Origin of the sequence: Mangrovimonas aestuarii (assembly GCF_028767185.1) — a bacterium.
Lineage (GTDB): Bacteria > Bacteroidota > Bacteroidia > Flavobacteriales > Flavobacteriaceae > Mangrovimonas_B > Mangrovimonas_B aestuarii.
This window is the reverse complement of sequence record NZ_JARACK010000004.1, coordinates 108,585-122,221: the sequence shown is the minus strand read 5'-3', so window position 1 is coordinate 122,221 and position 13,637 is coordinate 108,585. Positions and strand designations below refer to the sequence as shown.

Below are 13,637 nucleotides of genomic sequence, written 5' to 3'. Positions count from 1 at the left end.
CTTATGTAATTTCTTGCCCCAGCAGTTATAAAACTTAAAAATTTTAATACTATGATAAAGCTGTTGGTTGTTGATCATCACCCCATAATCAGAAAAGGACTCGAGCTATTTTTTTCAACATCTCACGATGTTAAAGTAGTTGGAAGTATTGATAATGGTGAGGCCATTTTCGATTTTCTGAAAAAGAACGATAATGTTGACATTATCCTAACCGAAATTGACCTGCCCAAACTCAACGGAATTACCGCATTGCGCCGTCTAAAAAAAGAATATCCTAATGTTAAGGTGGTGATGTTTAGCGCCCAACCAGAGGAAGTTTATGCGATTAGCGCCATAAAAGCTGGGGCAGCCGGTTACGTATCGAAGACATCTAATGTAATTACTATTAAAGAGGCTATTTCTAAAGTAGATCAAGGCGGTATTTACCTAAACAATGATATTGCACATCGTTTGGCTTTTGGTGACCGCTCAGGAAGAACCGGTTCACTGTACAAAAAACTCTCAACAAGAGAACTTGAGGTGTTAAAGTTGTTGTCGTCTGGTAAAAAGAATAAGGAAATAGCTCAAGAACTCGAAATTAACGAAAAAACCGTTAGTACCTACAAAGCGCGTTTAATGAAAAAGCTACGTGTAAACAATATTGTAGAGTTGATTAATCAAGCTAAGCTTTTGGAATCATAGCACGCGGTTAAGCTTTCTTGAAAGTAACATTTTCAAACCGGAATAATCCTTAACCTCCTCCAAAAGGTTACGGTTATCTCCGGTTTTGTTGTTTAGTGTTTCCTGCATAAACTCACCTACTTTTTTATCAATCAAGAAACATCTAAGAGTTAATATTGTTTCATTAACAAGTTGTGCTACACCACTTAATTTATCCTTCGGAAAAATCTCTTTTCTATTCCAATCAGATAAGGCATGGCGCTCATCTTCCATTAGTATAGTTGTTACGGTATTTGCTAGGGCTGGATCTACTGCATTTACAAAATACTCTATGGTAAAATCCGGGTTTTGATTGAGGTCCTCTATCAATGTACTGTATAATGCTTTAAACTGAGGATTCAAAAATTCCATTTCATCATCCTGAAGATCAAGATAAATCTTTTCAAAAACCTTAGCTCTGTGCACTACAGGTTCCAAGCCCAATTCTCCTTTATCGTTTTCCTTTAAAACTAAATCCTCAAAATCTTCGGTTAAGTTTCCATACAATAAAAGCAGTTCAATAATTTTTTGCTCAAGTACGTATTGTACATCTACTTTTTTGGTTTCAGGTTCTGGTTTTATTACCTGAAAAGCTTTTTGTTGCTTTTGAGGCGCACCAGTAGTTGTTCCTTGATCTTTATTGTCAATTTGTAAAAGCGTACTAAACAGAACATCTTCTCCAATATCCATAATTCGGGAACATTCCTGCAAGTATACTTCCTGTTTTATCCTATCGGGAATTTTAGCTATACTTTGAACAATATCCCTAATGGTTTCTGCCTTTTTAATAGGATCTCCTTTCGCTTCACTTACGAGCACAGACGCTTTGAACTGGATAAAATCCTTAGCATTTTCCTCTAAGTAGGCACTTATTTCTTCAAAAGTATTTTTCTTGGCAAAGCTATCGGGATCCTCTCCCTCTGGGAAGGTGCACACCTTGACGTTCATGCCTTGTTCCAAAATTAGATCTATACCACGAATTGAAGCCCGTAATCCCGCTGCATCACCGTCAAACAAAACAGTGATATTATTGGTTAACCTGTTTATCAATCGGATTTGATCTGGTGTAAGTGCCGTTCCCGAGGAAGCAACAACATTAGTAATCCCCGCTTGATAAAACTGGATTACATCGGTATAACCTTCAACCAAATAACAGTTATCTTCTTTGGCTATACTTTGCTTGGCATGATAAATACCATAAAGCACTTTGCTTTTATGGTAAATATCACTCTCTGGAGAATTGAGGTACTTTGCAGATTTTTTATCGGTAACTAAAATACGGCCACCAAAACCAAGCACGCGACCACTCATACTTTGTATGGGAAACATCACACGTCCTTTAAATCGGTCGAATCGTTTTTCTTCTTTTACAATGGTTAAACCTGTTTTTTCCAGATATTCTATACTGTATCCTTTTTTTAAAGCTTCATCAGTAAAGGCTTGCCATTCATCTGGAGAATACCCCAATCCAAAGGTTTTAATCGTATCGGTAGTGAATCCCCGTTCTTTAAAATAACTCAACCCTATGGCTTGACCTTGATCGGTTTTATGAAGAACCTTTTGAAAATATTCATTAGCAAACTCATTGACCAAATAAAGGCTTTCCCTTAAATCGGCTTGTTCTTTTTGTTTGTCGGTCTGCTCGGTTTCCTCAATGTCGATATTATACTTTTTGGCCAGGTATTTAATAGCCTCTGGATAGGTAAAGTGTTCGTGTTCCATCAAGAACGCTACAACGTTCCCTCCTTTACCACTAGAAAAATCTTTCCAAATCTGCTTTACGGGAGACACCATAAAACTAGGAGAACGCTCATCGCTAAAAGGACTCAACCCTTTATAACTACTTCCCGATTTTTTCAATTGTACAAAATCACCAATTACCTCCTCAACTCTGGCGGTTTCGAATACTTGATCTATGGATTGTTTTGAAATCAATTGCTTTGGAAGTTTTAGGCTGTAAAAGTAATAAACTTATGTAATCATCCCATAAAAACAAAGCCTGAAAACGGCTATGTTTTCAGGCTTTGTTTTATTGTATTTAAATCTTCTAGTCCATATCAAAACGAAGACCGACAGAAATATTATTTTGCTCAATTGGCTGATCTCTAAAAATTGGAGACAGATCGTACTTAACATACACCCCTACACTTCCAAAGGCCAAATAGCCACTTAACCCATAAACAAAATCGGTAGTATTATAATTGCGATGGATTTTATCCTTGGTTTTATCACCATCCTTTTCATATTTTAGTTTTTGTAAAGTTTCAACATTAAAACCAGCATAACCACCAATTCCTATTTTGAATTTTTTATGAGTACTATATCTAAAATAATTTTCCTTTTCAATTTTCTTTGAGGGTCCAAACTCAAAATGTACAGGAAACACAAGATTGGTCATTCTAAATTTTGCCTTATCCAGATCATACTCGAAAGGTTGTAATGTTACTATATCGTTCTCCTCAACAAAATACTGATTATCTTTAATGTTGAGTTTATTCCACTGCAAGGACACACCATACTTGATTCTAATCGCATTGGAATTATCCAATACCCGGGTTTTCCATGCCCAGCCCAACTCGACAAAACCTGAACCTCCCAATTTATAAGGCGAATCGTCTATAGATTGCCCCTCAATAATGGAATTGTTGAAGCCAATAGCAAATACAAGATCACTTGTTGTCCGTTTGTCATATTTTTTGGGCTTATCACATGATTTAGGACCTATATAAATTCCTCCTTTATCCAATTCATACGATTCCTCATTTTTGCCAATCTGTATTATAACACCTTCTTTTTCGGTGATTCTAACATCAGGGTCGACTTGATTTCTTTTTACTAATTCAATTTTATTATCAATAATTGCCAAACGGTTTTCAATATTTTTAGCATGATGATCAGCTGCTTGCTGTTTAAGTCGATCTGCTTCTGCAGATGAAATATCACCTGCATCAAGTCTGTTGTTGATATTTTCAACCTCGACTTTTAACAATTCCTTTTCCTCTTCTACAACATCTACTTTTAACTCTTCTAGAAGTTTGATTTTTTCAGCCTTTGCTGAATCTTGAATAGTGTCTTGCGCTAGTATTTGCGTCCCGATTAGGCTAAGCGCTAGCAGCACTACATACTTGGTAATAGTGGTCATAATAGTTCGATTTTAATTGATGATTACTTATTTGTTGCGTTCGACTACTGCCGTTTTCACAGATTTATAGCCGAATTCTATAGCTTGAAATACTTTATCCCTAAACGACTCTTCAATATCACCTTCAACGGTTTCAAGTAAGGATGAAGCATTGACTTCTTTTTGGGCAAGATACACTTCGTCACTTTTCTGAACACGTTCTCGCGCTTGAGCCAATAAAAATTCAACCTCGTCAATGGCCGTTTCATTAGCTACTAATTCTGCATCTTGGTTAGACTCTAGTAAGCCTATCTGGGATTTTTCCTTTTCTTGAACCGCGTCTGGTTGCTTCTCATTATTAGCTATTCTCACCTCCTGTTCTTCTTTCCTTTCTACTGATATAGGATTAGATTTTTTAACCTCTTTTGTCTTAGGCTCTTCTATAATAGCTACTTTCCCTTGTTCATTATTTTTAACAACACCTTCCAAAACCACACTTTTATTGATGTCTTCACTAGAATTTATATTGGATTCAATAACCGGATTTTGAATTGATTCTTCAACGACCGTTGGCAACGTTTCAACCTTATCTACCGACTTAAATAGCACCCCAATAGACAGGAGCGCCCCTAAAACAACTGCCGCAGCTGCACCAACCCACCAAATTTTGGTTTTAGGCTTCTTCTGAACTTGAGCATCATCCAAACGCTTTTCTAAAGACTCCCATGCACCTTCTGAAGGCGACAACTGTCTTTGCTCCATTCCCTCTCTAATATCCTCGTCAAACTTAATTGGTGCCATGGCCTACATTATTAATTGTTTTTAATTGTTCTTGCAGCATTTTTCTAGCCTTAAAAAGCTGCGATTTTGATGTTCCCTCAGATATCTCCAAAATCTTGGCTATTTCGTGATGCTTATAACCTTCAATGGCATACATTACAAACACCATTTTATAACCTTCGGGTAAATTATCAATCAGTTTTTGCAAATCCACCAAATTTAAATCGGCTTCAATCGTTACGGTTTCCGAATTTGGAATTTGCCCTGTTTCGGTAGGGTATTCAATCTTTTTTTGCTGTCGGATAAAAGAAATCGCTTCCCTTACCATAATGGTTCTCACCCAACCTTCAAAACTCCCCTTACCTTGAAACGATTTTAAACTGGTAAATACCTTAAAAAAACCATTGAGCATAACTTCTTCTGCATACTGAAGATCGCTTATGTAATACCTGCACACACTTAACATTTTAGGGGACATCAGACCAAAAAGCCGATGTTGGGCCTCCCTGTCATTTTTCACAGCTCGTTTAATAAGCTGTTCTATATTGTTATGCAATGGTATAACTTTCAAATCGCGATACGGTTTTGCGGTCTTCTATTAATAAAGACGACTATTTTTAACAAATGGTTGCCTGAAGTATTATTTTTTTCTGTCGATCACATAGTTCACCATCAATTCCAGTGAACTTTTATAAGCAGATTCAGGGTAAGATTGTAACATCTGCAAGGCCTCCTCTTGAAATGCCTTCATTTTATTTACGGCATAATCCAAACCACCATTCGTTTTAACAAAGTTAATCACTTCCTTAACACGCTTTTTGTCCTTGTTGTGATTTTTGATGGAATTAATTAGCCATTTGCGATCCTTGGGCGAAGCATTATTAAGCACGTGAATAAGTGGTAAAGTCATTTTTTGCTCCTTGATATCAATACCTGTAGGCTTGCCTATTCTATCTTCACCATAGTCGAAAAGATCATCCTTAATTTGAAAAGCCATCCCTATCAACTCCCCAAACTTTCTCATGGTTTCGGTTTCTGGTGATCCTGGCTTTACAGATGCTGATCCAATACTGCAACAGGCGGCAATAAGTGTTGCCGTTTTTTGACGAATGATTTCGTAATACACTTCTTCTGTAATATCCAGCTTTCTGGCTTTTTCAATTTGAAGAAGCTCCCCTTCACTCATTTCACGAACAGCTATGGAAATGATCTTTAATAGATCAAAATCATTATTATCTATTGAAAGCAGTAATCCCTTAGACAGCAAATAATCACCAACGAGAACTGCAATCTTATTTTTCCATAGAGCGTTAATTGAGAAAAAACCTCTTCGCCGATTACTATCGTCTACTACATCATCATGAACTAAGGTAGCCGTATGAATAAGCTCAATAACTGAAGCCCCTCGATAAGTGCGTTCGCTTATCTCTCCGTTGGACACCATTTTGGCCACCAAAAAAACAAACATAGGACGCATTTGCTTCCCTTTTCTGTTCACAATATAATGAGTGATTCTATTAAGGAGAGCCACTTTTGAAGACATTGAAAGTTGAAACTTTTGTTCAAAAAGTTCCATTTCAAAAGCAATGGGCTGTTTTATTTGTTCTACAATCTTCAAAAGAAGCTAAGGAGTAATTGTACCACAAACGTACTAAAAAAGCTGATTAAATACTATGTCGCATTAATTTTTATAACTCATTTTCAATATTGAAACTACAATTACATAATAGTACTCTTTGACATTTTACCAAACTGCGGTTATTTTATTTTAAAATAATATTTAACCCCAAGAAAATTATTTCATTTTAGCATCCATCTCTCCAATAAAAGGAATACTACTTTGCAATTCTACCTTTAAAACGGTCTCAATATATTTTTCAACTTGAATGAACTTACTAGCTTGCAATGGAGAAATCACCTTTTTCATTTTCTTATAATATTTGTAGTCTAATTTTTCCAAATCCATATTGTTTTTGTAAAGCCTTTCAACTAGATTGTCAGCTTGTTCATCAGTAAGGTTTTCATAAGAATTGGCATAATCCTGTAGAATTTTAATTCGCTCTTTACCCAGCGACTGTCTAGCTGTTGTATATTCATCATAAACAGGCCAGAACTTTTCGGCATCGCTAGGAGAAAGATTCATATAATCTTTTATTAGATCTTTTTTCTCAGCCCCCCAAACATCTTGGATTAACTGCAACTCATCTGAAGTTTGGCTAAAACCCAAACCTCCCATTAATAAAGCAATTGCTGTAATTGCAACAAAAAGAGCAGATTTCATAAGTGTAAGTTTTTAAGTTGTTGTTATTTGATTTTTTTCTACATTAAAAATACACAAACCTAAGCAAAACAAACTTTATCATGCTGTATTTTAGACAACTACATTGTTTTTCACTGTTAAATGAAGAAGTAAAAAGAATAAATAAAAGTCGCCTGAAAAGACTTTCTTTTCTAACTCTTATTGTCCAAAAACATCTAATAGTGACAAGGACTATATCTCACCCCTTTCAATGAACTACCCACATGTTATTAATCCGACTTAAAACTTGAATATTACATTGATACTAACCGATTAACAACCGACTTATTTTCCTCGACTATCCTATCTTTATATCAGGTTCTTTAAAATATTCTTGTAATGAAAACGAAATTTATTTCAAAACTAAATTACAGTCTGTTTTTAGTTTTGGCATACTTTGCCCTAGACGGAATGAACTCTTATGGTCAAATTGTTTATACCGATATTGAACCAGATTTTGTTGGTGATAATTTAAACAATAATTATGATTTAGATCTTAATAATGATGGAACTGTTGATTTTACATTCAGTTCGTATGAAAGCAGCCAGGCTCTAACTGTTTCAACATCATCTCCTCTGGTAAATGCATTTTATGGTCTAGCCCCATGGTACTGCACGGCCAAACCCATGAATAATGGTGATTTAATAAATAATTTAGGATCAAATACCCCATTGGCTTATTGGTGTGAATTTACGGGTGGAATAGGTTTAATTCAGGACTGGCCAGATATCGGGTATTTTTGGACCGATTCCCCTGATAAATATCTAGGATTACGATTTAATATTATGGGAAACATTCATTATGGATGGGCCAGAATGGATCTGACAAATTCTGCACAATGGACGATTAAAGACTATGCTTATAATAGTGTTGCAGGGGAAGGGATTATTGCTGGACAAACAACCTTGACCATTGAAGACAACACCTTAGCAGACAAGGTTAAGATCACAACCTCAAACAATCTCATTACTATTCACAACCTAACAGCTCTAAGCAATTATAATTTATATACAATTACTGGCAATAAAGTATTGGATGGTACCATTTCGAAAAAGAACAACCAGATAAGCACCATTACCTTAGCCAAGGGCATTTATGTTCTTGAATTAAGATATCCTGATAGAGGTGACTCCATTATTATAAAGTTGGTTTTGTAAATACAATTATACTGCTGATATATCCATAATGAATTTAATAAAAAATAGTACCCCACAAACCAGAAATTATTTTTCTCCCAACTTGATTCTAAATCTGATTAACAGCAAAAACATATCATGATCATGAAAAGTGATTTTGACAATTTTTAAAAGTTATATCATGAAAACAAAATTCTATTCAAAATTAAATAACAGACTGTTATTGGTTTTGGTTTGCTTTGCCCTTGATGGAATAAACTCTTATGGTCAAATTGTCTATACCGACATTGAACCAGATTTTACCAGTACAAGCTTTGGTGATTATTACGATTTAGATTTAAACAATGATGGTACCATCGACTTTGAAATAACTTCTGAAGATTATTGGGATGATGGCTATTGGTATTTAACAATTACAGGTAATTCAACAACAGAAAATGTTTACATTGGGTATGATGAGACAGGTTTTTGGGCCTTTCCCATATCCATGGAAGAAGGGGACTTTATATCATCAGGCTATTCTTCTTATGGTTGGTCTGTACAAAATGGTGGATACCTTGCAATGATATGCCAACAACTTGATTGTAATTATAACTGGAGCAACTCCTCGGACAAATATCTAGGATTAAGGTTTGAAATAAATGGAGAAACCCATTATGGATGGGCCAGAATGGATGTAACGGATGTCACCAACTGGACCATTAAGGACTACGCCTATAACAGTTCTGCAGGGGAAGGCATCTTTGCTGGACAAAATACTCTTAGCAATGGAGATTACGACTTAAAAAACAATATTAAAATTACCAATTATAATAACTTGGTTACGATCTACAACCTACAATCTCCCGCAAATTTCAATTTATATTCCATTTCAGGAAATAAGGTTCTGGATGGCATTGTTTCGAATCAAAACAACCAAATCGATATTAATAAACTAGCAAATGGAATTTACATTCTTGAAATAGAAAGCCTAGATAATGGCTATTCCATTAAAAAGAAGTTTATACGATAAAACGGATAACATATACACGTAAGTCATTTTTTATAATTTTTAAAAGTTATTTTATGAAAACAAAATTCCTTTCAAAATTAAATAACAGACTGTTATTGGTTTTGGTTTGTTTTACTATTGGTCTGACCAACACTTATGGTCAAATTGTTTATACAGACATTGAACCAGATTTTGTGAGCGAAAATCTAGGAGACATATACTATTTGGATTTAAATAATGATAACATTACTGATTTCACAATAAGTTCAACCGATTGGGACATTTCTTTCGATTGGCTCCAAATAGATTCTGCAAATTTTATTAATGCTTTTATTGGTGTTAGTCCCTGGTATATAAATACAAGGCCATTAAATAGTGGCGATCTAATCTGCTCTATAGACATCTACAATGGATATGCAGATTGGTATTCTCCTGCGTTAGATTCTGGGGTATATGGATTCGCAATGGTATGCCCAACATTTGAAGAATGGTGTGATTATAGTTGGCAGAATACAAATAACAAATTTCTTGGCCTTCGCTTTAAAATAGGAAATGAAACCCATTATGGGTGGGCTAGATTAGACATCACAAATGAAACCAATTGGACAATTAAAGATTACGCCTACAATAGTATTCCTGGCGATTGCATCCTTGCTGGACAATCAACTTTAAGCATTGAGGACAACACCTTAGCGTACAAGTTGAAAATCGCAACCTCTAACAATCTCATCACCATTCACAACCTAAAAACTCTCAGCAATTATAGTTTATATACAATTACAGGCAATAAAGTATTGGAGGGGGTTGTTTCAGAACAGAACAACCAAATAAGCACCAATAGGCTCTCCAAAGGCATCTATATTATCGAATTAAGCAATCCTAACACAGGTTATTCTATTAAAAAGAAGTTGATATTATAATACTAACTCTTATTTGCTAACTGCCCACAAGCAGCATCTATATCTTTACCTCGAGAACGTCGTATAGTAACAGTAATATTATTGGCTTCCAGTAAGTCTACATACATATTTATCGCTGCATTGTTGGCTTGCTGAAATTCCCCATCGTCAATAGGATTGTATTCAATAAGATTGACTTTACTAGGAGCAAATTTACAGAACTGCACTAATGCCTCAGCATCCTTTTTTGAATCATTAATACCTTTCCATACCACATATTCATACGTAATCCTATTCTTGGTCTTACTATACCAATACTGAAGTGCTTCACGTAAATCTTTTAACGGGAAATGCTCATTAAAAGGCATTATAGATGTTCTTACCTCATCAATTGCCGAGTGCAGAGAGACAGCCAGTTTGAAACGAACTTCCTCGTCGGCCATTTTCCTAATCATTTTAGGTACTCCAGAAGTAGAAACAGTAATACGTCTAGGGGACATCCCCAAACCTTCGGGAGATGTTATTTTATCAATAGCCTTGAGTACATTGTTGTAGTTCATTAATGGCTCTCCCATCCCCATGAACACAATATTGCTCAATGGACGATCGTGATATAATCTACTTTGCTTATCGATAGCCACTACCTGATCGAATATTTCATCAGGGTTAAGGTTACGCATTCTCTTCAAGCGAGCAGTAGCACAAAATCTACAATCTAAACTACATCCTACCTGACTTGACACACATGCCGTTGTTCTTGTATCTGTTGGAATAAGAACGGACTCAACTACCAAACTATCATGTAAACGAATGGCATTTTTAATAGTCCCATCAGAACTACGTTGCATTGAATCAACCTCAACATTGTTAATCACAAAGTTGTCTTCAAGCATTTGACGGGTAGAGATCGAAATATTGGTCATATCCTCAAAAGTATGAGCCGATTTATTCCATAGCCATTCATAGACCTGATTCCCTCTAAACGCCTTATCTCCTCTATCAACAAAGAAGTCACGAAGTTGCTCCTTGGTTAATGCCCGTATATCTTTTTTTGTCACTGCCATAATCTCTGCAAAAGTAATTAAAATAGTTAGGACTAGATTTAATACTCTTAACCTATCTACTTAAAAAAGAGTTAAATAAAAAAGCCTTGACAAACAAGGCTTTTCAATTATTCTGTAAATGTGATTTTATATAATCAACATTGCATCACCGTAACTGTAGAACTTATATTTTTCTTTAACAGCTTCTTCGTAGGCTTTCTTCATAAAGTCATGCCCAGCAAAAGCAGACACCATCATCAATAAAGTAGATTTTGGTGTATGAAAATTGGTAATCATACAGTTTGCAATACTGAAATCGTATGGAGGAAAAATAAATTTATTCGTCCATCCATCAAATTCATTCAAGGTTCCGCTTGAAGACACAGAACTTTCAACAGCACGCATAACGGTAGTACCAACGGCGCATACACGTCTTTTATCTTTAATTCCCTTATTAATTGTTTCAACAGCATCTGAGGCAATATGAATTTCTTCACTGTCCATTTTATGCTTTGACAGATCTTCAACCTCGACAGGGTTAAAAGTCCCCAAACCAACATGCAGAGTAATGTTTGCAAAGTTAATTCCTTTAATTTCCAAACGCTTCAATAAATGCTTAGAGAAGTGTAATCCAGCAGTTGGCGCTGCTACAGCACCTTCTGTTTTAGCAAAAATAGTTTGGTAACGCTCTTCGTCTTCAGGTTCCACCTCACGCTTAATATACTTAGGAAGTGGTGTTTCTCCCAATTCCTTAAGTTTGTTTCTAAATTCTTTATATGAACCGTCATAAAGAAAACGTAACGTTCTACCTCTAGAAGTAGTGTTATCAATTACCTCTGCTACTAACGTCTCATCATCACCGAAGTAAAGCTTATTTCCTATTCTTATCTTTCTTGCTGGATCTACTAAAACATCCCAAAGGCGTTGCTCTTCATTTAACTCTCTCAACAAGAATACCTCAATTCTCGCTCCAGTTTTTTCCTTATTACCGTAAAGTCTTGCTGGAAAAACTTTTGTATCGTTAAGGATCATTACATCGTCCTCATCGAAATAGTCCACAAGATCCTTAAACAGCTTGTGTTCTATTGTTTGTTTTTCCCTGTTCAAGACCATAAGACGTGCCTCATCTCTATGTTCAGATGGGTACTCTGCCAACAGATCTTCAGGTAATTTAAAGTTAAAGTGAGATAATTTCATGTGTTTAATGTATTATTTTTTCGATAGTCACTTAAAATGTTTCGAATTGTTTCTCAGAGTTTTAAAAAAACTCCTCAACTTTAAACATCCAAGTGATTTTATTTTTGGAGCTGCAAATATACGACCTCGAGATAGGGGTTGTCAAGTATTTAAGGGATTAATTCAAAATAGATTCACCTATTTTACAAGCTATTGCAATTTTTTTTGATGTCAATTATATGGTTTCGCAATCAATACCCAACGATTGAATATGCTCCCAAAAATTAGGATATGATTTTACAACCACAGTTGCATCTTCAACAACAATAGGAACTCTAAGTGCCAATGGCGCAAAAGCCATGGCCATTCTGTGATCGTTATAGGTGGAAACTGAAACATTATCAACCAATTGTTCGCTTGGTTTCAATGTTAATGATGAATCATAGATCTCTACAATTGCGCCAAACTTCTCCATTTCCGCTTTTAGTGCTGTCAACCTATTAGTCTCCTTAATCTTTAGGGTTTGTAACCCATAAAGTTCACAACCTACACCAAGCCCTAAACAAGTAACTGCTATAGTTTGAGCAATATCTGGTGTTTTATTAAGGTTTAAACTAAAGTGTTTAACTGAATTGCTCACCTTTTCAATTCTGATAGTACCTTTCTGAAAAGTTGTTTTTACCCCAAATTGACTATAGATATCAACCAAAGCTGAATCGCCTTGCAAACTATCTTCTTTGAAGCTTCTTAAATTGAGAAATGTTCCAACAGAACTTAATGCTATAAAGCTGTAAAAATAAGATGCCGATGACCAATCAGATTCTACTGTGACAGAAACAGAACCTTTTATTTCTTTCATCGGACTTATCTCAATCGTATTATCTTTAAAAGACGTTTCAACACCAATTGAACCTAGTAACCGTATGGTCATATCCAAATAGGGCCTAGAAGTAACTTCACCCTCCAATATTATCTCCAGTCCATTTTTAAGTTTAGGAGCAATAAGCATTAATGCCGAAATAAACTGACTACTAACTTCGGCATTTAATGTTACTTTATATTTTGACAGTTCACTGCCTTTTATTTTCAAAGGTGGATAGCCTTCTTCCCTAAGATATTCAATTTGAGCTCCCAATTTTCTAAGGGCATCTATTAAAATCCCTATTGGGCGTTCCTGCATTCTTTCAGAGCCTGTCAACACAACTTCTCTACCATTTTGAACTGCAAAGTAAGCAGTTAAAAAACGCATTGCTGTACCTGCATGGCGAACATCAATCTTATTGAAATCCGTTCCCAAAGCTTTTAACATGACTTGTGTATCTTCAGAAGAAGAAAGGTGTTCAATTTTGATTTGTGGATATAAGGCTTGCAAGACAAGCAACCTATTAGATTCACTTTTAGAACCCGACAAGACTATACTTTGCCCTGATTTAAGTTTTGATTTATTAATTAAAACATCCACAGATCTTGCCTTAAAAATGGTAAGGTTTTC

Annotated in this window: 13 protein-coding genes; 4 read left to right on the top strand and 9 right to left on the bottom strand. The window is 35.4% G+C overall.

Annotated features, from left to right (window positions below; genetic code table 11):
- The first annotated feature begins 51 nt into the window (after nucleotides 1–51).
- Nucleotides 52–681: a response regulator gene (locus PWU04_RS06695; RefSeq protein ID WP_274475173.1), complete on the top strand. Its 630-nt coding sequence runs from the start codon at nucleotides 52–54 to the stop codon at nucleotides 679–681.
- Here PWU04_RS06695 and dnaG read toward each other — a convergent pair.
- The 6 genes from dnaG to PWU04_RS06665 form a co-directional block, all read right to left on the bottom strand.
- The gene (gene dnaG, locus PWU04_RS06690) at nucleotides 676–2,634 is read right to left on the bottom strand and encodes a DNA primase (RefSeq protein WP_274475172.1); all 1,959 of its coding nucleotides are present in this window, start codon (nucleotides 2,632–2,634) and stop codon (nucleotides 676–678) included. The two genes, PWU04_RS06695 and dnaG, sit on opposite strands and share 6 nt — an antisense overlap.
- Before the next feature lie 112 nt (nucleotides 2,635–2,746).
- Complete coding sequence (locus PWU04_RS06685) at nucleotides 2,747–3,841, bottom strand: hypothetical protein (RefSeq protein WP_274475171.1); 1,095 nt, start codon at nucleotides 3,839–3,841, stop codon at nucleotides 2,747–2,749.
- A 27-nt stretch (nucleotides 3,842–3,868) separates the two neighbouring features.
- Nucleotides 3,869–4,621 carry a hypothetical protein gene (locus PWU04_RS06680; protein WP_274475170.1) on the bottom strand — a complete coding sequence of 251 codons (753 nt, stop codon included), beginning with the start codon at nucleotides 4,619–4,621 and terminating at the stop codon, nucleotides 3,869–3,871.
- Entirely contained in the window at nucleotides 4,608–5,066 is a 459-nt protein-coding gene (locus PWU04_RS06675; protein WP_406600945.1) for an RNA polymerase sigma factor, read from the bottom strand. Before PWU04_RS06675 ends, PWU04_RS06680 begins: the two co-directional genes overlap by 14 nt.
- Before the next feature lie 174 nt (nucleotides 5,067–5,240).
- Nucleotides 5,241–6,218 carry a polyprenyl synthetase family protein gene (locus PWU04_RS06670; RefSeq protein ID WP_274475167.1) on the bottom strand — a complete coding sequence of 326 codons (978 nt, stop codon included), beginning with the start codon at nucleotides 6,216–6,218 and terminating at the stop codon, nucleotides 5,241–5,243.
- Between the two features lie 177 nt (nucleotides 6,219–6,395).
- Nucleotides 6,396–6,881, bottom strand: a complete 486-nt coding sequence (locus PWU04_RS06665; RefSeq protein WP_274475166.1) for a hypothetical protein — start codon at nucleotides 6,879–6,881, stop codon at nucleotides 6,396–6,398.
- A gap of 357 nt (nucleotides 6,882–7,238) precedes the next feature.
- Between PWU04_RS06665 and PWU04_RS06660 the strand changes: the two genes are divergently transcribed.
- The 3 genes from PWU04_RS06660 to PWU04_RS06650 all read left to right on the top strand — a co-directional run bounded on the left by PWU04_RS06660 (nucleotide 7,239) and on the right by PWU04_RS06650 (nucleotide 9,947).
- Nucleotides 7,239–8,057, top strand: coding sequence for a T9SS type A sorting domain-containing protein (locus PWU04_RS06660; RefSeq protein WP_274475165.1), 819 nt, complete (start codon nucleotides 7,239–7,241; stop codon nucleotides 8,055–8,057).
- Between the two features lie 160 nt (nucleotides 8,058–8,217).
- Complete coding sequence (locus PWU04_RS06655; RefSeq protein ID WP_274475164.1) at nucleotides 8,218–9,048, top strand: T9SS type A sorting domain-containing protein; 831 nt, start codon at nucleotides 8,218–8,220, stop codon at nucleotides 9,046–9,048.
- A gap of 53 nt (nucleotides 9,049–9,101) precedes the next feature.
- Complete coding sequence (locus PWU04_RS06650) at nucleotides 9,102–9,947, top strand: T9SS type A sorting domain-containing protein (protein WP_274475162.1); 846 nt, start codon at nucleotides 9,102–9,104, stop codon at nucleotides 9,945–9,947.
- Between the two features lie 2 nt (nucleotides 9,948–9,949).
- Here PWU04_RS06650 and rlmN read toward each other — a convergent pair whose 3' ends face one another.
- The 3 genes from rlmN to PWU04_RS06635 all read right to left on the bottom strand — a co-directional run bounded on the left by rlmN (nucleotide 9,950) and on the right by PWU04_RS06635 (nucleotide 13,607).
- The gene (rlmN, locus tag PWU04_RS06645; RefSeq protein WP_274475161.1) at nucleotides 9,950–10,990 is read right to left on the bottom strand and encodes a 23S rRNA (adenine(2503)-C(2))-methyltransferase RlmN; all 1,041 of its coding nucleotides are present in this window, start codon (nucleotides 10,988–10,990) and stop codon (nucleotides 9,950–9,952) included.
- A gap of 126 nt (nucleotides 10,991–11,116) precedes the next feature.
- On the bottom strand, nucleotides 11,117–12,166 hold the full coding sequence (gene queA / locus PWU04_RS06640) for a tRNA preQ1(34) S-adenosylmethionine ribosyltransferase-isomerase QueA (protein WP_274475160.1): 1,050 nt from the start codon (nucleotides 12,164–12,166) through the stop codon (nucleotides 11,117–11,119).
- 214 nt (nucleotides 12,167–12,380) lie between these two features.
- A complete protein-coding gene (locus tag PWU04_RS06635) occupies nucleotides 12,381–13,607 on the bottom strand; it encodes a 3-phosphoshikimate 1-carboxyvinyltransferase (protein WP_274475159.1) in 1,227 nt (408 codons plus the stop codon).
- Nucleotides 13,608–13,637 lie beyond the last annotated feature (30 nt).